Annotated in this window: 14 protein-coding genes; 4 read left to right on the top strand and 10 right to left on the bottom strand. The window is 64.7% G+C overall.

Annotation, left to right across the window (positions count from 1 at the left end):
• Nucleotides 1-68: 68 nt before the first annotated feature.
• From FB598_RS01375 to FB598_RS01360, 4 genes are all read left to right on the top strand, one after another.
• Nucleotides 69-1,433: a hypothetical protein gene (locus FB598_RS01375; RefSeq protein ID WP_141911904.1), complete on the top strand. Its 1,365-nt coding sequence runs from the start codon at nucleotides 69-71 to the stop codon at nucleotides 1,431-1,433.
• A 270-nt stretch (nucleotides 1,434-1,703) separates the two neighbouring features.
• Complete coding sequence (locus tag FB598_RS01370) at nucleotides 1,704-3,335, top strand: ShlB/FhaC/HecB family hemolysin secretion/activation protein (RefSeq protein WP_141911902.1); 1,632 nt, start codon at nucleotides 1,704-1,706, stop codon at nucleotides 3,333-3,335.
• Between the two features lie 33 nt (nucleotides 3,336-3,368).
• Nucleotides 3,369-6,350 (top strand): filamentous hemagglutinin N-terminal domain-containing protein, encoded by a 2,982-nt coding sequence (locus FB598_RS01365; protein WP_141911900.1) that lies wholly within the window; start codon nucleotides 3,369-3,371, stop codon nucleotides 6,348-6,350.
• A 57-nt stretch (nucleotides 6,351-6,407) separates the two neighbouring features.
• Nucleotides 6,408-6,806: a hypothetical protein gene (locus FB598_RS01360; RefSeq protein WP_141911898.1), complete on the top strand. Its 399-nt coding sequence runs from the start codon at nucleotides 6,408-6,410 to the stop codon at nucleotides 6,804-6,806.
• Between the two features lie 170 nt (nucleotides 6,807-6,976).
• Here the strand turns inward: FB598_RS01360 and FB598_RS01355 are convergent, their stop codons facing one another.
• The 10 genes from FB598_RS01355 to FB598_RS01310 form a co-directional block, all read right to left on the bottom strand.
• On the bottom strand, nucleotides 6,977-9,013 hold the full coding sequence (locus FB598_RS01355) for a hypothetical protein (protein ID WP_141911896.1): 2,037 nt from the start codon (nucleotides 9,011-9,013) through the stop codon (nucleotides 6,977-6,979).
• A gap of 281 nt (nucleotides 9,014-9,294) precedes the next feature.
• The gene (locus FB598_RS01350; protein WP_370454676.1) at nucleotides 9,295-11,718 is read right to left on the bottom strand and encodes a TonB-dependent siderophore receptor; all 2,424 of its coding nucleotides are present in this window, start codon (nucleotides 11,716-11,718) and stop codon (nucleotides 9,295-9,297) included.
• Nucleotides 11,719-11,921: 203 nt separating this feature from the next.
• Complete coding sequence (locus FB598_RS01345; protein ID WP_255463928.1) at nucleotides 11,922-12,893, bottom strand: FecR domain-containing protein; 972 nt, start codon at nucleotides 12,891-12,893, stop codon at nucleotides 11,922-11,924.
• A gap of 10 nt (nucleotides 12,894-12,903) precedes the next feature.
• On the bottom strand, nucleotides 12,904-13,401 hold the full coding sequence (locus FB598_RS01340) for a sigma-70 family RNA polymerase sigma factor (RefSeq protein WP_141911892.1): 498 nt from the start codon (nucleotides 13,399-13,401) through the stop codon (nucleotides 12,904-12,906).
• 259 nt (nucleotides 13,402-13,660) lie between these two features.
• Entirely contained in the window at nucleotides 13,661-14,512 is an 852-nt protein-coding gene (locus tag FB598_RS01335; protein WP_141911890.1) for an ABC transporter permease, read from the bottom strand.
• Nucleotides 14,502-15,386, bottom strand: coding sequence for an ABC transporter permease (locus tag FB598_RS01330; protein WP_141911888.1), 885 nt, complete (start codon nucleotides 15,384-15,386; stop codon nucleotides 14,502-14,504). Before FB598_RS01330 ends, FB598_RS01335 begins: the two co-directional genes overlap by 11 nt.
• Nucleotides 15,383-16,486 (bottom strand): ABC transporter ATP-binding protein, encoded by a 1,104-nt coding sequence (locus FB598_RS01325; RefSeq protein ID WP_141911886.1) that lies wholly within the window; start codon nucleotides 16,484-16,486, stop codon nucleotides 15,383-15,385. The genes FB598_RS01330 and FB598_RS01325 overlap by 4 nt, the downstream gene beginning before the upstream one ends.
• Entirely contained in the window at nucleotides 16,483-17,559 is a 1,077-nt protein-coding gene (locus FB598_RS01320) for an ABC transporter substrate-binding protein (protein ID WP_141911884.1), read from the bottom strand. Before FB598_RS01320 ends, FB598_RS01325 begins: the two co-directional genes overlap by 4 nt.
• 63 nt (nucleotides 17,560-17,622) lie before the next feature.
• On the bottom strand, nucleotides 17,623-19,635 hold the full coding sequence (locus tag FB598_RS01315; RefSeq protein ID WP_141911882.1) for a hydantoinase B/oxoprolinase family protein: 2,013 nt from the start codon (nucleotides 19,633-19,635) through the stop codon (nucleotides 17,623-17,625).
• The gene (locus FB598_RS01310) at nucleotides 19,632-21,761 is read right to left on the bottom strand and encodes a hydantoinase/oxoprolinase family protein (protein ID WP_141911880.1); all 2,130 of its coding nucleotides are present in this window, start codon (nucleotides 21,759-21,761) and stop codon (nucleotides 19,632-19,634) included. Before FB598_RS01310 ends, FB598_RS01315 begins: the two co-directional genes overlap by 4 nt.
• Nucleotides 21,762-22,000 lie beyond the last annotated feature (239 nt).

Raw genomic sequence — 22,000 nt, 5'->3', positions numbered from 1 at the left:
ATTATTTCAGCATGTACTGAACTTGATGACGGCGCCCGCGGGCGCCGTTTTTTATTGGAGGCTCGAACATGTTCCGCTCCATACCTATCCGCAATACCCCTCCGGTCGGATCTGCCGACGTGTCCTTGGCCGTCGTCCAGTCGGCGCCGGCGCCGGCGCCGCGGCCGCAGGCTATCCGTGCGCTGTTCGAGACGCTGCCGCCGCTGCAGCAGCAAGAGATGGAACTGGCCATACATGCCTATCTGCAATGCGGGCGCTCGCCCAACTTCGATGCGCTTGTCGAGCTGCGTCGGGCAATGGATGCTATCAAGGAAGAACTGATCGAATCCGACAGACTGGACGGCACCGATTTCGCCAAACCGCTGTTTGCCCATGCCGAACAGAGCCTGACGGTCGATAACGACTCGCCACAAGCACCGCAACTGTTGCTGTCGCACCTGGAAGCCACGCTCATCCAGTACCAGCGATGCGACATCGGTCTACGCCAGGATTTGACGCCGCAATTGCATGTGGCACTAAGCCGCTATCTCGACCTGATCAACGATCGTCATATGCAGGCCCCGGCGGACGATCATACCGAACTGGAGCAACGCCACGAGCAGACCCGCAGTATCCTTTTCGAGCCGCAGCGCCAGCGCATCGTGCGGGAGTTTGCACGGCGCGCAGCCGGGGGCGATGGGCCTGTGTTCGATGTCTTCGCCCATCTTGGCATCTCACCCGGCTACCGTGCCAGCGAACAGGACCGCGAGGACTTTCGCGCTTTGTTCGAAAGCGGTCGCATCCTGCGCCACAAGATGGTCTACACCCCACCCGCAGAATGCCGAAAACTGTATGAGCAATATGCAAAAGAAGTCGAGGAGGCGATGCGGAACGACGGCATCGACGGCGACCTGCGCGACATGATTGCGGTGCGCACCTATACCGTCAGCTCCAATGAATTGAACCAGGCGTTGCGTGAGCAAAACCTTGAGGTCATCGACACTTTCGCGCCTTACTTCAAGACGTTCGTTTCGGGACTTGCCAACCTTCGCACCAGCAGTTCCACGATGTATCCCGATGCTGACGGTTTCATCACCCTGCTGCGAGCAGCGCGGTTGAGCGAAGAAGAACTCTTTCGGGCTGGTTACGTCCCGGGAGTCGTCTTCAGGCAACCGACGCCAATGAGTTGCAGCGATAACCCCAACGTGAGCTATTGGACGCTGCGCGGCAATTACAACGTCCATATCAAGGTGCGCTGCAAGGTTGCCCATCGCACCGGAGAAATCTCGCGTCATGCCTATAGCGAAAGCGAGTGGATTGCCTCCCTGCATCTCTGGATGGCGGTCAAAAGCCTGCGCTGGCTGCCGGGAGGCACGCCATCCCATCCCAATGTCGACCTGGTGTTCGAGGAATGCGACCAGCCGCGTCCGGCGCCCTCCAGTGCCGTGCGATAGCACTTTTACATCGGTTCCCCGGCGTGAGGAATGTTGAGACATTCGATTGGCGAATTGTCCTACAGTATTTTCACGCCAGCGCCTCGACGCGCCGGCCCTGAATAAACAGGCGCAACAAAACCGGCAGTGTCGACAGCCAGGCTTTCTCGCCCGGCGATAAAAAGGGGAAGCGACGTGGTTGCCTCAATCAACACAACAGGGGAGTGGTCCGCCGGCTTGCGTGCGGATGATCGCAAAAGGTTCCGACGCACGTTATGGGCCATCGGCCCGATGCTGAGCCTGGCCGCCTCGGCGGCCCACGGACAGAGCCTGCCGGGCGCCGGCGAACTGCTACGCGACCTGCGCCCGGCGCAGCCATTGGTCGCGCCGGGCAACCAGAGCCTGCCGGCCGAAGCGCCGCTCGGCGCCGCACCGTTGCCGGCAGACATCGGTCGGGAAAGATTTTCCGTGAGCGGTTTTCGTATCGAAGGCGCCATGGCATTTTCACCAGACCTCCTGGCCCGGCTGTTGCAAGACCTGGTCGGCCCGGAGCGCAGCCTGGCCACGCTCGATGAAGCCACCGTTCGCATCACCCGCTTTTACCGCGAACATGGCTACCTGCTGGCGCGCGCCTATCTGCCTGCCCAGCAACTGGACCAGGGCCTGGTGCGTCTGCTGGTGCTGGAAGGACGTCTGGGCGAAATCCGACTGCATAACGCATCACGGATGGACAACGCCGCGCTGCGGCAACGACTGGACCGGATCGGCCTGGGCTTGCCGCTGGTCGGCACCCGGCTGGAACGGGAACTGCTGCTGATCAACGACCTGCCGGGCGTGGCGCTGCGCTCGGCCTTGACCCCGGGCAGCTCGGTGGGCAGCACCGACCTCGAAGTGCAGGTGGCCGATGAGCGCAATGCCGAAGGCGAAGTCAGCCTGGACAACCACGGCAATCGCTACACGGGCGCCGTGCATGCCAATGCGGCATTGGCACTCAACAATCCGCTGGGCATCGGCGACCAGTTGCAGTTCAACGCCATCAGCGCCGGCAGCGGATTCAACTACGGCCGCCTGGCTTACCAGTTGCCTCTGGGCGCGGCCGGCGCCACCGTCAATGTTTCGTATGCGGTCATGGCGTATCGGGTGGGCGCCGACTTTTCACGGCTCGATGCATCCGGTAGCGCGCGGCTGGGATCTGCAGTCCTGGCCTATCCACTGGTACGCAGCCGCCGCCTCAATGTGGGATTGCAGTTGCGCCTGGAAACCAAGCGCTTCAATGATCGCATCGGCCTCATCGATTCGCGTCGTAACAAACGCATCGATACCGCCACTACCGCAGTGACGGCAGACAGCGCTGACGGCTGGCTGGGCGGCGGGCAAAGTCGGGCACTGCTGGGCGTGACGCTGGGCCGTCTGCAACTGCCCGCTGCGGATATCGCCGACGACCGGGTCGGGCACCGTACCGAAGGCCGTTTTTCCTATGGCAGCCTGCAGGCCACCCGGCTGCAGGCGTTGGGATCGCAATGGGAGGGCTTGCTTCAACTGAGCGCCCAATATGCCGCGGGCAATCTGGATTCGGCACAGAAATTCTCGATGGGCGGCCCCTACGCCGTGCGTGCCTACCCCTCCGGCGAAGCCCCGGCCGACGACGCCGTCATGCTCAACGTCGAGCTGCGCCGCGCGCTGGCCCTCCAATGGCAGGCGTTTGCCTTTGCCGATGCCGCACGCGGGCGCCTGAACCACAGCCCGCTGGCCAGCGATGGCGCCAACCTGCGCAATCTTTCCGGTATCGGACTGGGAACGCGCTGGAGCCACCCGCAAGGATACCGCTTGCAAGCGACGCTGGCCTGGCGCACCGGCCCGCCGGCCACTTCCGAACCCGACAAGTTGCCGCGCTTCTGGCTGCAACTGGCAAAGAGCTTCTGACTCCCCTCCGATCGCCCCTCACAGGAACACATCATGCCTCGACTCCCTTGTGACGCCGGCCGTGCCTACGGCTACCCCGCCCTGTTTCCCCTGCTACTGCTGGCCGCCGCCGCCAACGCCGCCCCCACCGGCGGGGCGATCAGCGCAGGCAGCGGCAATATCGCCAGCAATGGCGCCGTCACCACCATCACCCAGGGCAGCGACAAGCTGGCCATCAACTGGAACAGCTTCAACATCGCCGCCGGGGAAAGCGTCAACTTCGTGCAGCCCTCGCGCGAGGCGATCGCACTGAACCGGGTACTGGGCAGCGGCGCCAGCGAGATATTCGGCAATCTCAACGCCAACGGCAGGGTGTTCCTGATCAACCCCAACGGCATCCTGTTCGGCGCCGGCGCCAGCGTCAACGTCGGCGGCCTGGTGGCCTCCACCTTCGGTCTGTCGGACCAGGATTTCATGAATGGCAAACTGCGCTTGAGCGGCAATGCCGGCAACGTCACCAATCGCGGCCGGATCACGGCCGCCGATGGCGGTTTCATCGCCCTGCTGGGCGGCCAGGTCAGCAACGACGGCACGCTCACGGCGCGGCTGGGCAATGTGACGCTGGCCGCCGGCAGCGCCATGACGCTCGATTTCAATGGCGATGGCCTGCTGCAGGTGCGCATCGACCGGGGCACCGCGCAGGCGCTGGCGCAGAACCGCCAGCTGATCGTAGCCGATGGCGGCACCGTGCTATTGAGTGCGCAAGCGGCTGACGCGCTGACGCAGGCGGTGGTCAACAACACCGGCGTGATCCAGGCGCGCAGCGTCGAGCGGCGCCACGGCGAGATCGTCCTGATGGGCGACATGCAGAACGGCCTGGTCAAGGTAGGCGGCACACTCGATGCATCCTCCACCAATGGCAATGGCGATGGCGGCTTCATCGAGACCAGCGCCGCCCGCGTGCAGGTGGCCGACGACGTGCGAATCGACACTCGCGCCGCCGCCGGCGCCACCGGCACCTGGCTGATCGACCCGGTGGATTTCAAGGTGGCCGCCAGCGGCGGCGACATCAGCGGCGCCGCCTTGGGCGCCAGCCTCAACGCCAGCAATGTGGTCTTGCAGAGCAGCAGCGGCAGCAGCGCCGGACGCGGCGACCTGTTGGTGACCGACCGCGTCAGCTGGAGCGCCGACACCACGCTGACACTGACGGCGGCCAACGATGTCAAGGTGCTGGCCGATGTCACGGCCACCGGCAACCATGCCGGACTGGTCATCAATCCCAACACCGCCAACGGCGGCAGCGCCGCCAGTGGCTCCGGTCGCTTCACCGTCAGCGACGCCGCTGTCACGCTGTCGGGCAGCAATCCGACCTTGTCCATCGCCGGCAACAGCTACACCGTGATCAATGACCTGGCCACGCTGCAAGCCGTCAACGCCAGCCTGGACAATGTCACCACCCGCTACTTTGCGCTGGGCAGCAATATCGATGCGAGCGCCACGGCCAGCTGGAACGGCGGGCTGGGCTTCGTCCCGCTGGGCGCCTGGGGCGCGGAGTTTCGCGGCGTCTTCGATGGCCTGGGACATACGGTGTCGGGCCTGACGATACAGCGGCCATCCAGCAACGCGGTAGGCTTCATCGGCTACACCAGCGGCGGCAGCATGGTGCGCAACCTGAACCTGGCCAACGTCAACATCAGCGGCAACGAAAACGTCGGCGGCGCCGTCGGCAGCAGCTTCGGCGAGATCTATAACGTGCGCGTGAGCGGCAATGTCTCGGGCGGCAACAACGTCGGCGGCGTGGCCGGGCAAAACTATACCCGCAGCGAACACATCATCAACACGGCGACCGTCTACGGCGTGACCAACGTAGGCGGAGTAGCCGGCGCCAGCTCCGGCTGGATCGTCGATTCGGTGGGCGGCGGTGCCGTCGGCGGCGGGCGCTTCGCCGGCGGGCTGGTGGGTTCCAACAGCGGCACGGTGGTCAACAGCTACGCCTCGGGCAACGTCAGCGGCGATGAATACGTGGGCGGGCTGGCAGGCTACAACGTAGCGGGCGCCACCATCTCCACCAGCTACGCCAGCGGAGCAGTCCATGCCGCAGTCGCTTACCAGGGCGCGCTGGTGGGCTACAACGGAGCGGTTTCAAGCATCCGGTCATCGTTCTGGCTGGATGCCAATGGCCCCGGATACGGCGGCAACGACGGCGCCATCGATGCCCTCACACGCGGCCTGACGGCGGGCCAGGCCAGCCTGGCCTCGACCTACGCTGCGGCCGGCTGGGACATCGGCAACAGCACCGGCAGCAGCCAGTGGCGGATCTATGACGGCAATACGCTGCCGCTGTTGCGCAGCTTCCTGCGCCCGACCACCGTCACCCCCGTTGACGGCGTGCGCGACTATGACGGCACCGCCGGCGGCACCCTGAGCTATACCGCCAGCAATGGCGCAGTCCTGTCGGGCGCATTGACCTATACCAGCGCCGCGCGCGACGCGGGCTACTACAGCACCGGCGCCGGGACGCTCAGCCTGGGGGGCCTGTATTCCGGCCAGGAGGGCTACGACATCGCCATCGCCGGCGCCGGCCTGCGCATTTCCCCCGCCACCCTGATCGTCACCGCCAATGATGCAGCCGCCACTGCCGGCACGCCGTGGGCCGGCGGCAACGGCGTGGGCTACAGCGGCTTCGTCGGCGGCGACAACGCAGCTTCGCTGACCGGCGCCCTGGTATATGGCGGCAATGCGCAAGGCGCAATCCAGGCGGGACAATACCGCATCGGGGTGTCGGGCCTGAGTTCGAACAACTATGTGATGCGTTACGTGGATGGCAGGCTCACGCTGCGCGCCGCTCCCGTGAGTGTCGCTCCCGTGAGCGCCAGCGCCGCGATCGCCAGCGAGCGGGGCTCCCGCACCGAATCCTATAACGCGCCGGTGGCCCTGCTGCCGCAAGGTAGCGACCCGGCCCACAGCGGAGAACTGTTCCTGCGCATCGTCAGTGGCGGTATCCGGCTACCGCAGGGCATCACGGAAACATTCTGAACGCGGGCGCCGCCTTGATCGACGCGCGGCCGTGACGACTTGAAAAGGAGAATGACGATGGGAAAAGTATTTTCGGCGGCGTTTGCCATGCCTTTGATGGACTGCCTGTTCGACGCCGACCAATCTGCCACGCACTGCATATACCAGGTCGATCCCAGGGACTATGGCAACATTGATAACGTCTATGTGGTCTGTATCGCCGACAATTCGGCCGTCACCCAGATCCGCGCCGGGCTGGTGATGAAATCGGACCTGGCGCACACCGATGCGATCTTTCCCTACGCGGTGACGGCGGCGATTTCCGCCAGCCCCATCCTGGCGGGCAAGATCGAACCCCAACGCTGTACGTTCTTCCCGGCCCGCATCAAGGTCGACGGCCCGCCCTTGACCGAACCCGAGATGCTGCAACTGCTGGCGAAACATTATTCGCAGTTCTCGTTTCGACGCGCCTGCTGACCACTCGAATCTCTGTTCACCGGAGAACTGGCGCCGCGACCTGCCCTTCCACTATCGCCCACTATCGGTCGAGGCAAGCACAAGTATCATGAACTCCCCGCTTTGCGAATGTGGTTGGTCCTTGCAGATCAGGATCGTTCATGCCAAAAACAGCCGGTCAGCCGCGCTCGTCACGTCCTCACCGGCGCGAGAAACGCCAGCTTTTCCTTCAGTGCGGCGATATGCTGGCGATTCTCTTCGGGCGCCTGTTCCAGTTGGCTCAGGCGGACGTGATAGCGTTGGGCCAGATAGTCCATGTCATCGATGGCGGGCTTGGGCGGAGGCACCGCCGCCAATGACGCATATCCTTGTTGCCGCAAGGACGTCAGCTTATCGTCGAGCATGGAATACAGGGTATGTTCGCTTAATTGCCTCAGCTCGCGATTGCGCTGGGCCATTGCCTGCAAGGCAGGCATTTCCGCATCTTCCACGGCTTGCAGCGCAACATAGTTTGCCTTGGCCATCGCCATCTGCCGCTCCAGATCCTGGGTGTCGCTGACAAGCCGTGCCTCGACAGGTCTCCCGCTTTCAATAGCATTCCTCTTCGCCTGCCGCAGGCTCACGTAGGCCTGGCGATGCCTTTCCTGTTGTTCAACGTAATGGCTGCGGGCCTTGGTCAGTTCAATGGGTTCGCGCCGTATGGCGCTATGGTCTTCGTAATGCACCATGCGGGTACTCAGACTCTTCGCTGCTTGCGGCGAATAGACGATCCCAGGTGCAAGACCGTTGGCATGCGCTTGTTCCAGCATATGTGTGACATACCCGTATTCAGCCTTTCCGGCCGCCTCCAGCGTTTGCCCGATCTGCTTGCGCAATATGACCAGTTGCCGCCGCTCGGGAGTAGCGGCGCCATCTTCCGGCAACAGCCGCTCAAGTTCCTCGCGCAATGCATGCAGGTGAGGTCTTAGCGGTTCATACTGCCGACTGAGGTAGCGTGCCACCGCCTCGGTAGTCATTTCTGACGCGGCTTCATCGGCGGGGATACGAACAGGCGGTACGCGGCGTTCCAATTCCGTGATCCGTCTTGCCAATGTATCCACCCGTTCCTTGAGCTGCTCGTGCGCCTGCCATTGCTGCTTCCCCTGCTCGACGAGCTGATGCAGCTGGTGCTGCGCCTGCGCCAGTTCCGCGCGCCCGGACATCAACTGCGCCCACAGCTCGGGTTGCGGCCGGGCCTGGCTACCGGGAGGCAACGCAACCGCGCGCTCCAGGGCCGCAACCGTCCCACGAAGCCCCTCGATTTTTCGTTCCAGGGCCTGCTGCGCCATTCCGTTGCGCTCCCGCTCCACGCTCATCCCGCTGAGTTCGCGGCGAAGCTGCATCTGGCGATTGCGATTCACCTGCAATTCCAGCGGCTCGGTGTCGCTAAGGTAGATATTGAGCGTATCGCGGGTCTCTTGCGAACCCATCAGCTGTTGCGCCAGCCAGTTCGCCGCAGGATGAGAAGATACCTGCACCATGTCATGCGCCCGCAGGGCGGCGATCGCGTCGGACCGCTCATTGCATCTGGCGACCAGGTCTTCGATCTGCCGTTCCGAATCGGCTACCGAAAGACCTCGCGTTTGCATCGCCTGCACCAGCTGGCTATCCATGTCCAGCTTATCCAAATAGCCTGAAATCTTCTTGCGCAATGTCTTGATTTCAGCAAACTGCTCGGCCAGGCGTTGTTGCGACGCGGGGGTCAGGTGGTGCGTTCCCGTCACGAACTGCGGCCTGGGAGCATCCAGTACGGGGATGCCGGATTTCCTGGCGCGCAGCAATGTCTCGATTGCAGCTGCGATTCCCTCGGGCGTGGAATCGTCCACCGGCGAGGCCGAGCGCGCGGCAGCCGGCAGAGGCGACCAGAAATGCAGCTCATCGCGATCGCCGGATGGCGCGCTGGCGACCCCGTAGGTCACGCGGGGAGTTCCCCGGTCACTCAGGCCATGGCTGCGCTGTTGTCCTTCCCGGGTCTGGTCGCGACGGACCTGTTCGATGAAATTGCCTCGCGCGCGATGCCCCATGGCCTGGCTCAGTCCGGATCCGGGTACAGGTACGGGTACGGGCTTACGCACGACAGGCTGCGGCGGCTGGCGCGTGCCGGCATTGGCGTGCGGCTGATTGATGCCTGCCATCTGATCGTTGGCCGGATAGGCTGGCGTGAAGTTGCCGATATAGGGATGTACCATGCCTTGCTCTCTTTCATGTGTACAGACCGCACGCTGCCCTCTCGGTCTCGTGGAAGATTCAGTGGTGAGTAATCATGCGCAAGGACAAAGTTCCAGCCGACATCGTCATGCCGTTCAGTTAAGCGCTGAACGGCATTTTCGTTTGTGGAGGTTTGTGGAGTCCAGACTCCGTTCGCCCTGAGTAGCTGCGCAGCAGCATATCGAAGGGCAGGCAAGACTGGTAAATCACGCCAGAATAAAAGCTGCCCGCAACGATGCAGGCAGCTTTTCTTTCGGGAGTATCACCAGCGATGGCTGTAGCTCACGCTCATCACCGCCCCGGAGCCTGGCAGGCGGCTGGTGTTATTGCTGTTGCGCATGAGCTGGCTGTAGGCCGGGATGTAGTACCGGTTAAGCAGGTTCTCTATCCCCAGGGAAACCGTGTCCTTGGGCGTGAGCTGATACCGGCTCACCAGGTCGACGGTGGTATAGCTGCCGACCTCCCGGCGGCCAAACGCCGTTTGTCCGTTGAGGCGGTAATCGCGTGAAGCGAAATAGCTCGCCTGCAGGCGATTGCTCCATTTGCTATTCGGCTTGTATTGCAAATAGGCCGTGAGCTTCATCGGCGGGATGCGGTAACCGCTCATCACCTGGTCGCTGGCGCTGCCCTGCGCAGTCTCGCGCCCCCACATCATTGCGTACGTCGCGCCGCCGCCCCATGCCGAGTCGTCCGGCAGATAGTCGGCGCCGGCTTCGATGCCGGAAATCTTTTCCGCGGTGCGGGTCAGGATCAGGCCATTGTTGAAGCTCTGGATATCGCCCAGCTTGGAGGTGGTGTGAAATATCGCCAGGTTGCCGAGGACGTTGCCGAACGCGCCGCGCCATCCCAGCTCGTAGCTGTTGGTCTTCACCGGCTCAAGGGAGGAGGACGAAATATTAAAGGCCGGGGTGGCATTGCGGATCTGCACGCCGATGTCGGGAAGCTGGAAGCCCTGGCTGAACGAGGCATAGACTTCGTGTCCGGCGACAGGCTTGAATACGATGCCGGCATTGCTCATCCAGGAACTGAAGGAAACCGAACCGCCGCGAACCTTTTGCGGAGAGGCTGCTTTGCTCTGCGACAACGGGATGAAATCGTCGTAGCTGGCGTAGGCGCGCTCATAGCGCAAGCCTGCCTCAATCGACCATTGCTCATTGATTTTGTGTTGGAGCTGGGCAAAGCTGCCAATGGAGCGGGTGGTCAGCAACGGCATATAGATCAGGGTTCCGGTGCGTTGGAAGACGCTGCCGCCGCTTGCGTCGTACGCTGCGGCGTTGAAGATGTCATCCGGCATGTCGCTGCGCTCCTGGTTGAAGTCCAGGCCCCAGAGCAGCTTGGTCTTGTCACCCAGCGGCGTATTCAAGGTAGCGCGGCCGCCAAGTACGTGGGAGTTCTGCATCACCTGGTCGACATTGTTGCCGCGCGTGGAAACCGCGCGCGCATCGAAAGGGGTAAAACGGGTGAAGTAGTCGCGGTAGTACAGCTGGGCCGACAGTGTGCTGCCCAAGACATCCTGGTTCTGGTAATCCATGCTCACCAGGGTATTCTTGATCTGGTTCTGCTCCGCCAGCTGCAAGCCATCCAGGGGACGCGCGACGGCGGCGCCTGCCGGCAGTTTCGCTACCGCCGGATCCGAGCCGTAGGCGCTGTCCTGTTCCGCGACGTAGCGGCTGACAGACAACTGCAAGCGCTGGTTCTTGTCGATGCGAAAGCCCAGTTTCCCGCCCAGGGTGTAGTTGTCGCTATCGAACAGGTCGCCCTGGCTGGGTTCGGGCGCAATGCGCTTGCCTTTGCCATCGAAGGAGCCGCCCACATGCTGGTAGCCGACGTTGAACGCATAGTCCACCGCACCGCTGGAGCCGGACATATAGTGGTTCACCTCGCCGCCGAGGCCGTCGCTCCCAAGGCGGGACAGCGCGGATTTCAGCGTGAAGGTAGTCTCGGCATACGGTTCGCCGCCGGCGGGACGGGTGGTCACGGCGATCATGCCGCCGGCGGCGCCAGCGCCATAAATGGCGCTGCTCCCGCGCAGCACCTCGACCTTGTCGATGCTGGCCAGGTTCAGCGTGGCCATGTTGCGGGATGAATCGCGGTTGGTATTGAGCGGAATGCCGTCAACCAGGACCAATGTGTTCCGGCCGCGCAGCGTTTGCCCGTAGTCCGTGATCGTGTGGCTGGAATCGGCCATGCCGGGAACAATCTTGCCAAGCACGGTTGCCAGGCTATCGGACGACTGGCGCAGCTCATTGAGCTCTTCGCGCTCAATGACATTGCTCTGGCGCGTCGGCCGGATGATGGTGCTGCTGGTGCGTTGCGCGCTGATTTCAATCGGTTGCAGCTCGCCGATGGAGGCGCCCGGCGCAAGCGTGGGCGTCTTGACGGTATAGCCGCCGCCGGGCAGGCGCTGCGCCTGGAGACCGGTTCCCTGCAACAGGCGGGAAAAACCCTCATCGACGGAGTAAGTGCCCGTCAGCCCGGGACTGGTTTTGCCTTCCAGCAGCCGGCCATCAAATGACAAAGGCACGCCAGCGTGCGCGGCGAATGCCGGCAACGCCTGTGCCAGCGGACCTGGGGCGATGCTGAAGCTTTGCGCGGCGCTGGCGGTTTCCGCGGCGGCCGCCGGGGCCATCCAGGCCAGCGACGACATCGCCATCGCCGCGGCAGCCCAATGAACGGCTACCGCCATCGCCGATTTGCGCATCAATGCCGCGTCAGCCGGCCTTTCATCCGGCCGTTTACACACTGCTTTCCCGGGGTTTTCTGGGTAATTCATACTGAACCTTTCAATGTCCGAATTGAGCGTCTTCACTGGTATGCCCAACGAACGTTGAAAATGGCTCAGCTTTTCCGAAAAAAATTTCCGTGACGTCGACCGTGGCGGCGAAATGGCTATTTGGACACAATGCGCGCCCAGTAACGGGTGAAATAGTGGATGCGCACCGGCATGGTCTGCTCAAGCAGCGTCAGGCTGGCCGTCGTGTCTGCCAATGGGAATACGCCGGAGACGGGCAGTTTCCCGACACCGGAATCGACCTGCAGCAGCCCCGCGCGGTAGCGCCCCAGCTCTCCCGCAAAGGCCGCAAGCGGCATCTGGTCGACCACCAGCATGCCAGTGGTCCAGGCCAGGCCCAGCTCGCTGCACTGCGTTGCGGGTTCCACGGCATGCGCGGAGAAGGCGGCCTGGTACCCTGCCGGGACAAGCCGTTTTTCGGCGGGCGCGTCCGCAGGAACGAGTTCCACCGCGCCCTCATACACCGCAACATGCGAGCGCCCATCCAGTTGCCTGGCGGTAAAGCGCGTACCGAGCGGCTGCAGTCGGCCCTCGGCCGTTTCCACGATGAACGGCCGGGCCGGGCTGCGGTTATCCGTTGCGGTGGCGACCAAGATCTCCCCCTGCAGCAAGCGCACGCGGCGCATCTCATCGCTGTAGCGGACCTGGATCCGGGTCGACGTGTTCAAGGTGATTTTTGTGCCGTCCTCCAGCAGCAGGTCACGCTGCCCGCCGCGCTCCGTCACCACCGCGTCGCCCCGGCCGGGCCAGGGCGACAAGCGGTACGCCGCCCATGCGGCTGGACCTGCGGCCAGCACTAGCGCCAGCGTTTTGACGGCCGCGCGGCGTGAGGGCGCCGATGCCGCCTTGAGCGCCACCGCCCCCGGCGCCGGCACGCCTTTCAACTTGTCGAGCAGCACCGAGGCCTTTTGCCAAGCCATCTCGTGCTCGGCGCTGCGCTGGCGCCATTGGTTGAAGCGAGCACGCTCCTTGGGCGTCAACGGGCCATCGTGCATCTCCATCAGCCAGGTGGCGGCCTCCTGGAGAATTTCCTCGGATAGTGGCTGGCGTGGGGCTTGCTCCATCATCATTCGGCCCGCCCTAAACCACGCGCAGGCAATGACTATAGGCCTTGACCATGTAGCGCTTTACCGTCGCCAGCGACACGCCCAGCAAATCGCAGATGTCGGCATAGGGAAGGCCGTCCAGCTGGGCCAGCAGAAAGACCTGTTTTACCTTGGCCGGCAGACCGTCGAGGATCCTGTCTATGTCGGTCAATACCTCCAGGACCAACAAGCGTTCCTCAGGCGAGGGCTGCACCGGCTCCGGCGCGGCGGCGAGCGCTTCCAGATAGGCTTGCTCAAGATTCTTGCGGCGCAGATAGGTATTGACGACCCCTTTGGCCACCGTCGTCAGGTAGGCCTTGGGGTTGTCCAGGTTGCCCGGCAGCCGCCCGGAAAACAGGCGCACGAACGTGTCTTGGGCGAGGTCTGCGCCCAGATAGCGGCATTTCAGTTTCTGGCTGAGCCAGCCGGCCAGCCAGTTGTGGTGCTCGCTGTAGAGAACCCCGATTTGTTGATGCACCCCTGCATTGGACATGATTTACCTGCCTTCCAGGCGGCGATCCGCTGCTGGCGGCCGTCACACCTAAAATGATCAATCGAACAACAAGGAGTTTTCTCCCCCTTTACGCTTTTTCGACATGCGTTTATCCCCGTATTGTAATGACAATCATTACTATTTACAGTATTTATAAAAATAGTTCTCATTGAACATGCCAACCGCCAAAAAGAACGGCCGCGACATGGCGCGGCCGTTCTTCTGATCCTGCTGGGGACATACGCCTGCCGCTTGCGCGCTACATCGCCTTGGTCAACCCGATCGTGCGTTCGATCAGCACCAGCGCCAGCACCGCCAGCACGATGAAAATGGCGGACACGGCATTGACCACCGGATCGAAGGTCTGGTCGATGTAGGTGAAGATCCGCACCGGCATCGATACCGTGCCCGGCACCGTCAGGAACAGGCTGACCGAGACTTCGCCAAATGAAGTTACCGCCGCAAACACGGCGCCGGCCACAATGCCCGGCTTGATCAGCGGCAGCGTCACATGGCGGAACGTGTAGGCCGGCGTGGCGCCCAGGTTCATCGAGGCCGTTTCGAGACGGCGGTCCATCGATGCCAGGCTGACGCTGACGGTCCGCACGGCATACGGCAAGGCCACCACGATATGGCCCGCCGCCAGCCCGAGCAGAGAGCCGGCCATCCCGGCGCCGGTCAGCACATACAGCAAGGCGATGCCCAGCACCACTTGCGGAATGATCAGCGGCGAGAGCACGAATGCCTGGATCACGGAACGTCCCGGGAACTCCAGCCTGGCCAGCGCATAAGCCGCCGTCGTCCCCAGCAGCGTCGTCACCGGCGTGGCGATGAGCAGCAGCCAGGCGCTGACTTCGAGCGCCCGCAGCCAGCCCGGATTGTCGATGAAGGCGCGGAACCAGCGCAGCGAGAATTGCTGCGGCGGGAACTGCGGATACGCCTCCGGGCTGAATGCCGACAGGAAGATCACCAGCACCGGCAGGCTCAGGAACACATACACCAGCGCCCCGGCGCCGATCCCGGCCAGCCGCCAGGCCTTGGCCGACGCCGTGCTTTGCGCGGCGGCCGCGGTAGCCGCAGTGACATGGACAGCAGGCTGATCAGTGGCCATAGACACGACGCTCCCAACGTTTTTGCAAGTAAGTCATCACGCCCGCGATGCCGGCCGTCACCGCCAGCAAGGTCAGCGACAAGGCGGCCGCCAATGGCAGGTTGGCAATCTGGAGCGCCTGCTGGTAGATGCCGATGGGCAGCAGCGGCTGCAGTCGCCCGCCGATCAGCAATGGCGTGACATAACTGCCCGCCGCCAGCGCGAAGACGATGATCGCACCGCTCATCATGCCGGGAATCGTCAGCGGCAGGATCACGCGGGTGAACGTATGGAACGGCCCGGCGCCCAGGCTTTGCGAGGCGCGCGGCAAGGCTTCGGGAATGTCGCCCAGCGACGTCGCCAGCGGCAGCACGGCGAAGGGCAGCATCACCTGCACGTAGGCGACGATGACGGCCTTCATGTTCCACAGCAGCGCCAGCGGCGAATCGATCAGGCCGGTGTGGCGCAGGATGTCGTTGATCAGGCCGTTTTGCGCCAGCAGCACGATCCACGCGAACGTGCGGATCACCACGCTGGTGAGCAGGGGCGAGATCAGGATCACATACAGCAGCGTGCGCCAGCCGCGGCTGCGCGTGGCCACCAGCAGCCATGCCGCCGGATAGGCCAGCAGCACGCACAGTGCCGCCGTCAGCGCCGCCACCCACAAGGTGGTGCCCAGCGCCGACAGGTAATGCGGCGATGTGAACACCTGCGCATATTGCGCCAGGCCATAGGTCGGCAGCAGCATCAGCATGCTGTCCACGTTGCGCAGGCTCAGCGCCGCCAGCAGGATGCCCGGCACTGCCAGGAATGCCGCCAGGAACAACATCGACGGCGTCAGCAGCAGCCAGGGAAACAGCGTGCCGCCCGGCCCTTTCTTGTCGGCCAGGCTCATGCGGCGCTCCCGGCCGCGCCTGCTTCGGGCGGCAGCGGCACGAGGTCTTGCGCCGACCATGACAATTGCACCGGCGACCCCGGCGCGGGAATGGCCGCGAATGCCGATTCGGGGGCATCGACCGCCAGCTCGCCGTGGCCAGCCAGCGCCACGGTGATATGGATGCCCGCGCCAGTGTAGCCGGCGTCGCGCACGATACCGCTGGCAGCGTTGATGGCCGGCGCGGCAGCGCCGCCGGGCGCCAGGCGGATGCGTTCCGGACGCAGCAGGAACAGGGCCTCGTCGGCGCTGCCGTGCGCCGGCAGCAAATGCAACGGCGCCTGGGACGCCCCTGCGTGATGCAGGGCGGCATAGCCGCCGTTGGCCTCGCGGCGCGCCGCGATCAGGTTGGCCTGGCCGACGAATTCGGCGACAAAGCGGTTGGCCGGCTGGCGGTACAGTTGCAGCGGCGTGCCGACCTGCTGCAGGCGCCCGCGGCCCAGGATACCGATGCGGTCGGACAAGCCGAGCGCCTCTTCCTGGTCGTGCGTGACCATCACGGTCGTGATGCCCACGTCGCGCTGCATGCGGCGCAATTCGGCCTGCATTTCCTTGCGCAGCTTGGCATCGAGATTGGACAGCGGTTCATCCAGCAGCAGCACCTGCGGGCTGATGGCCAGCGCGCGGGCGATCGCCACGCGCTGCTGCTGGCCGCCGGAGAGCTGGTGCGGCATGCGATGTCCCAGTTCGGACAGCCGCACCAGGTCCAGCATGTCCCCCACCCGCTTGCGGATCGCATCGCCGCCCGACTTGCGCACGCGCAAGCCATAGGCCACGTTGTCGAACACATTCAAGTGCGGAAACAGGGCGTAGTTCTGGAACACCATGCCGATGTCGCGCTGGTGCGGCGGCAGCGCCGTGATGTCGCGTCCGCCGATGGCCACCCGCCCGGCGCTGGGCGCCAGGAATCCGGCAATGATGTTGAGCAGCGTGGTCTTGCCGCAGCCGCTGGGACCGAGCAGCGAGAAGAACTCGCCCTGCCCGATCGCCAGGTCTACGCCGTCCAGCGCCTTGAGCTCGCCGAACTGCCGCGCAACGGCATGGATTTCAATTGCGCTCATTTACCGCCGCCCAGCGCCTGCGCCCAGCGGTTGGTCCAGTCGGCCACCTTCGGCGTGGCCGTTTCATAGTCGATCCAGATCAGCTTCTTGTACGCCTCTTCGCCGACCTGCACCTTGGTCTTGAGTTCTTCGTCGTACTGCACGTCGCGATTGGTCATGCCGTACAGCGACTTGTCGGAGAACGCCTTCTGCACCTGCGCGCCGGAGAGGAAGTCCACCAGCTTGTAGGCATTGGCCAGGTTAGGCGCGCCCCTGGCGATGACCCAGTTGGCCGCGCCCACCACAGGGCCATCGGTCGGGTAGGCGAAGCCGACCTTCAGTCCGCTCTTTTGCAGCGCGAACACGCGGCCGTCCCAGTAAGGCACGACCCATGCGTCGCCGCGTTCCAGCAAGGTCTGGATGGCGCCCGGGCTGTCCGGGAAGGCAACCGCGTTCTGCTTGAGTTCGGCCAGCTTGGCAAAGGTCTTCTCGACGGCGGCATCGTCCTTGAGTTCGCCGCCCAGCGCGTGGGTCAGGCCGGCGAAGAATTGCAGGCCGGCGGCATAGGCCGGGGACGATACGGCAACGTGGCCCTTGTATTCAGGCTTCCACAGATCCAGCCAGCTGGTCGGCGGCGTCTTGACCAGGTCCGTGCGATAGGCCAGGCCCAGTTGGCCCAGGCTGAAGGCGGCGGCGTAGGTCTTGCCGTCGCGCACGAATTTTTCCTGCACGGTGCCGTAGAGCTTGTCCAGGTTCGGGATGTTCCTGGCTTCCAATGGCTCCAGCAGATTGGCGGCGGCGGCGCGCTGCACCGAGTCCGGCTGGAAGACCACCACGTCGAATGCCGGGTTGTTGCCGTTGGCTGCGCGCAGCTTGGCCAGCCATTCCGCATCGGCGCCCGGTACGATCTCGACATTGATGTTGTTGTCCTTGGCGTATTGCTCAAGGCCGGCGGCGCGGATGTTCTTTTCCCAATCGCCGCCATAGACGCCGATGACGACCTTGTCGGTCGCCGCCGGCGCGGCAGCTGCCTGCGGGGCATCGGTTTTCTTCTCGCCGCAGCCGGCCAGGACGGCCACTGCCAAGACGGTCATGGCCAACGTCGGAATAATGCGGATGGATTTCACTTGCTTGCTCCAGTCAGGTTGGGTGGATGGTTAGTTATGCATTGCCGATACGGCGGAAACCAGTTCCGCCACCGCGGCCTCAAAGCGTGAGGCCGCGTCGGCCAGTGCGGCATCGGCGGCCGTTTCGCGCGGGAACTCCGGCGGCAGCCCGCCAAGCGCCGCGGCGAAGATCTGCTTGCGGCGGCGGCTGCGCGCGGCCGCAGGCAAGGCAAACAGGGCGGCGTTGAGGCGATCCAGGTGTTCGGGCCTGAACACGCGTTCCCACGCATCGCGCTCCGGGCCGAAGCGGCCGATGCCCTTGCTGCCTTGCGCGCGCGCCTGTTCTGTCGCCGCCGCATCGACCGCCAGGCGGCCTTGCCCGCCGATGACGACGCCGTATTCGCTGCGCGCCGCCTGCGGCGACAACAAGCCGCGCTGCACATCGGCCAGGACCGCCGCGGCATCGCGCCGGAACGGATCGCCCCAGCCGCCGCCGCCGGGCGTACGGATTTCGATTTCATCGCCCGCCAGCACCGGCAGCAAGTCGATCTTGCCCAGTTCGCGCGGCGCCTCGCCCTGGCGATGCAGGACCAGGCCGGCCGCTGCGCCGGCCTGGCCGCCGTGGGCGCCCCACGGGCGGAAACGCAGGCGCTCCATGCCGCGCGCCAGCACGAAGGTATCGTCCTGCAGGATACGGAAGCGGATCTCCTGGCCATTGCCGCCGCGCCACTGGCCGGCTCCGGCCGAGCCGGGGCGCAAGCCATAGCGCAGGATCTCGATGCCGGTCTCGGCCTCGACCGTTTCCACCGGATTGTTGGACAGGTTGGAAATGCTGCTGTCGCGCCCGTCTGCGCCATCGTAACCGCGGCGACCGCCGGTGCCGCCGACCATCGGCTCGACCACTTGCACGTTCTGGCCGTGGCCATGGCGCGCGGGTTCGGCCACCACCACCGGAATGATGGTGCCGCCGCTGGCCGCCGGCATGTGTTCAGGCAAAGCCTGGCCGAGCACGCCGTTGAGCGCATCGTTGACGCGCACGGCCGCCGCATGGCGCACACCGACGGCGGCGCCCGGCAAGGGATTGACGATGGTGCCGGCCGGTGCAATCACCGATACCGGCGCCAGCAGGCCGGCATTGATCGGCACGCCCTTGTCGAGCGTGGCGATGAGCGCCAGGATGCGCAGCGTCAGCCAGGCGTGCGGCAAGCCGTGGCTGGGGATGTTGATGGCGGCGGCCACTTGCGGATCGCTGCCGGTGAAGTCGAGCGTGATGTTGCCGCCGGCCAGGGTGACCGCCAGCGCGATACGCACGGGCAAGCCGGCGCCGGCTTCATCATCCAGGTAATCGACAAAACGGTAGGTGCCGGCCGGCACTTTCGACAGCACCGCCCGCGCGCGCCGCGCGGCATAGTCGACCAGGTCGGTCTGGGCATCGAGGAAGGAGGCCACGCCGTGTTGCGCCACGGTCTGCGCCACGCGGTCCCGGCCGGTCGCCAGCGCGCCGAGCATGGCCTTCAGGTCGCCCATGTTGGCGTCCGGCGTGCGGCTGTTGGCGGTGAACAGCAATACCACGTCGTCATTGATCTGGCCGCCGCGCATGATCTTCACCGGCGGGATCTGCAAGCCTTCCTGGAAGATTTCATGGTTGCTCGGCGAAATGCTGCTCGGCACCTTGCCGCCGACGTCCGACGCGTGCAGGAAGCCCCAGCCATACGCCACGATGCGGCCTTCATGGAAATAGGGCTGCACCACCTGCAAGTCCGGCAAGTGCGTCGCCAGGCCCTTGGAACGGTACGGATCATTGGTCAGGATCACGTCGCCCTGTTGCAGCGGGCCGACCGCCTCGATCGTGGTCGTGCAGTCCAGGCCGACGAAGCCGGAGACGCCCAGCGCGCGCGGATAGGCGAAGAACTTGCCGTCCAGGCCCACCAGCGCGCAGCAGAAGTCGGCCGTTTCCTTGACGTAAAGGGTGCGGCCGGTGCGCTGCAGCGTGAGGCACATTTCTTCGGCAATGGAGGTGAGCTTGTTGCCGAGGATTTCGATGCTGACGGGATCGAGCTTCATGCTGCGCCTCCTTGTTCCGACGGTTGCGGTTGCAGTTGCGCCGGCCCTCGCCCTTGCGCGGGGGTGAGATGCAGGTTGCCCAGCGCATCCGTGCGCGCCTGCCAGCCGGGCAATACCAGGACGGTGGTGTCGTCCTGCTCGACAACCGCCGGGCCGTCGAACGCGTCGCCGGCGCCCAGGCTGTCGCGGGCATAGATGGCGGCGTCCTGCCAGGCGTCGCGCAGGAACACCTTGCGCGTGGCGCGCGGCGCGGGCTTGCCCTGGCCGGCGAAACGCGGCACGTTGGCCGCCGCCACCATGTGGCCGACAATGGCCAGCCGCACGGTCGACACATCGACCGGCGCCTGCGCATCGCGGAATCCATAGAGGCGTTCATGCTCGCGGTGAAAGTATTCGGCCAGCGTGGCCGCATCCAGCGGCGACGGCAGCGGATGCGGCAAGGCTACGTTCAATTCGTAGGCTTGTCCGGCATAGCGCATGTCCAGCGCCGGCCAGAACGACGGCGCGCCGGTGCTGGCCACGCCCTGCGCCTTGAGCCAGCCTGCGGCCTGCGTTTCCAGTTCCTGCCAGATGCGGCCCACCGCGCCGGCCGCGGTGTCGTCGAGCGTCACGCGCAGGCTGCGCACGAAGTCGCGGCGCAGGTCGGCGGTGGCGGCGCCCAAGGCACAGAAGGTGCCCGGTTTCAGGGGCACCAATACATGCGCCAGGCCGGCCTCCTCGGCCAGCCAGTTGGCGTGGGTGGGGCCGGCGCCGCCGAAAGGCACCAGCGCGAACTCGGCAGGATCGAGGCCGCGCTGGGCCAGGTTCTTGCGCAGTTCGGAAGCCATCTGCGCCGACGCCACCGCCAGCGCGCCGGAGGCCGCGCGCTCGACGCCATCGGCGCCATCCAGTTTCAGCGCGCCGGCGACCTTCTCCAGCGCGGCTTGCGCGCGTTCCGGATAGAGCGACATGGCGCCGCCGACAAACGCGGCGGCATCCAGCACGCCGGTGGCCAGGTAGCAGTCGGTGACGGTCGCATCGACGCCGCCCCGACCATAGGCGGCCGGGCCGGGATCGGCGCCGGCGCTTTCCGGGCCGACTTTCAATACGCCATGTTCGTCCACCCGGATCTTGGAACCGCCGCCGGCGCCGATGGCAGACACGCCAATGACCGGCAATACCAGCGGCAAGCCGCCAATGTCGGTACGCGTGACCATCTCAGCCAGGCCATGCTGGGACACGGCTATGTCGCTGCTCGTGCCGCCCATGTCGAAGGTGACGATGCGCGGCACGCCGGCCGCCGTGGCCAGGCGCGCGGCCGCCACCACGCCCGAGGCCGGCCCCGACAGCACGGTATCGATCGGGCGCGCCAGCGCCGCATTGAGCGACAGCGAACCGCCATTGGAGGCCGTCACCAGGATCGGCGCCGCTACCCCCAGCTCATCAACCAGTTCGGACAAGCGTTCGAAATAACGCTGCATCAAGGGTTGGATATAGGCGTTGAGCGCAGCGGCCACGGTGCGTTCGTATTCACGGATTTCCGGCCAGACCTGGGCCGCCGAGATGATCTTGGTGCCGGGCGTATGCGCCTCGATGTCCCGCGCCAGCGCCGCCTCCTGCTCAGGCTGGAGGAACCCGTTGATCAGCATGATCACCGCGGTATCGACTTCCAGGGCGCGGACGTCTTCGGCGGCCCGGCGGATGGCGTCGGCCTGCGGCCAGCGCGTGGCATCGCCATCGCGGTTGAAACGGGCGCCGATTTCCACCACGCGCTCGCGCGGCAGGAACGGCTCTTCCCGGGTGGCATGGAAGTCGAAGGACGATGGCATGCGCGCGCGACCGATTTCCAGCACGTCGCGAAACCCCTCGGTCACGATCAGCCCCACCCGCGCGCCGCGCCGCTGGATGATGGCGTTCAGGCCGATGGTGGTGCCATGCAGCAGCACGCCGATATCGTCAGGCTTGAGGCCATGCTTGCCGATCAGCGCAACCAGGCCGTTGCGCACCGCCAATGCCGGATCGGCGGGCGTGCTGGGTTCTTTGTGATAGGCGAGCTGTTGGCGTGCCGCATCGTAGAGGACAAAGTCGGTAAAGGTGCCGCCGACGTCGATGCCGATGCGCGCGCCCGTCGAATGGACGGAATTCAATGCAGAGGCTCCAGAAAATTGCCCCGTTTCCCATCAGCCGGGAAGCAAGCTGATCCTTGGGAATTCGAAGCAAAGTGCGAAATTTTAGGATCTGGCCATGACCAGGAGAAATGAATTTTCGGAATTAACTTATGCGATATTCGACTGTAGTCGAAGGACTCTCATGCTGCCAGCACCATTATGATCGAGTCTGGCCACCGATGCTTCCCGGCATGTTTTCGCGGTAACTTATCGGCCTC

The sequence above is a fragment of the Herbaspirillum sp. SJZ106 genome (assembly GCF_006715495.1).
GTDB lineage: Bacteria > Pseudomonadota > Gammaproteobacteria > Burkholderiales > Burkholderiaceae_D > Herbaspirillum.
This window is presented reverse-complemented; position numbering and strand designations above follow the sequence as displayed.

Excerpts from the sequence above, each read along its gene's own strand:
- FB598_RS01375 (WP_141911904.1), top strand. The coding sequence starts at position 69 with ATGTTCCGCTCCATACCTATCCGCAATACCCCTCCGGTCGGATCTGCC.
- FB598_RS01370 (WP_141911902.1), top strand. The coding sequence starts at position 1,704 with ATGCTGAGCCTGGCCGCCTCGGCGGCCCACGGACAGAGCCTGCCGGGC.
- FB598_RS01365 (WP_141911900.1), top strand. The coding sequence starts at position 3,369 with ATGCCTCGACTCCCTTGTGACGCCGGCCGTGCCTACGGCTACCCCGCC.
- FB598_RS01360 (WP_141911898.1), top strand. The coding sequence starts at position 6,408 with ATGGGAAAAGTATTTTCGGCGGCGTTTGCCATGCCTTTGATGGACTGC.
- FB598_RS01355 (WP_141911896.1), bottom strand. The coding sequence starts at position 9,013 with ATGGTACATCCCTATATCGGCAACTTCACGCCAGCCTATCCGGCCAAC.
- FB598_RS01350 (WP_370454676.1), bottom strand. The coding sequence starts at position 11,718 with ATGGCGGTAGCCGTTCATTGGGCTGCCGCGGCGATGGCGATGTCGTCG.
- FB598_RS01345 (WP_255463928.1), bottom strand. The coding sequence starts at position 12,893 with ATGATGATGGAGCAAGCCCCACGCCAGCCACTATCCGAGGAAATTCTC.
- FB598_RS01340 (WP_141911892.1), bottom strand. The coding sequence starts at position 13,401 with ATGTCCAATGCAGGGGTGCATCAACAAATCGGGGTTCTCTACAGCGAG.
- FB598_RS01335 (WP_141911890.1), bottom strand. The coding sequence starts at position 14,512 with ATGGCCACTGATCAGCCTGCTGTCCATGTCACTGCGGCTACCGCGGCC.
- FB598_RS01330 (WP_141911888.1), bottom strand. The coding sequence starts at position 15,386 with ATGAGCCTGGCCGACAAGAAAGGGCCGGGCGGCACGCTGTTTCCCTGG.
- FB598_RS01325 (WP_141911886.1), bottom strand. The coding sequence starts at position 16,486 with ATGAGCGCAATTGAAATCCATGCCGTTGCGCGGCAGTTCGGCGAGCTC.
- FB598_RS01320 (WP_141911884.1), bottom strand. The coding sequence starts at position 17,559 with ATGACCGTCTTGGCAGTGGCCGTCCTGGCCGGCTGCGGCGAGAAGAAA.
- FB598_RS01315 (WP_141911882.1), bottom strand. The coding sequence starts at position 19,635 with ATGAAGCTCGATCCCGTCAGCATCGAAATCCTCGGCAACAAGCTCACC.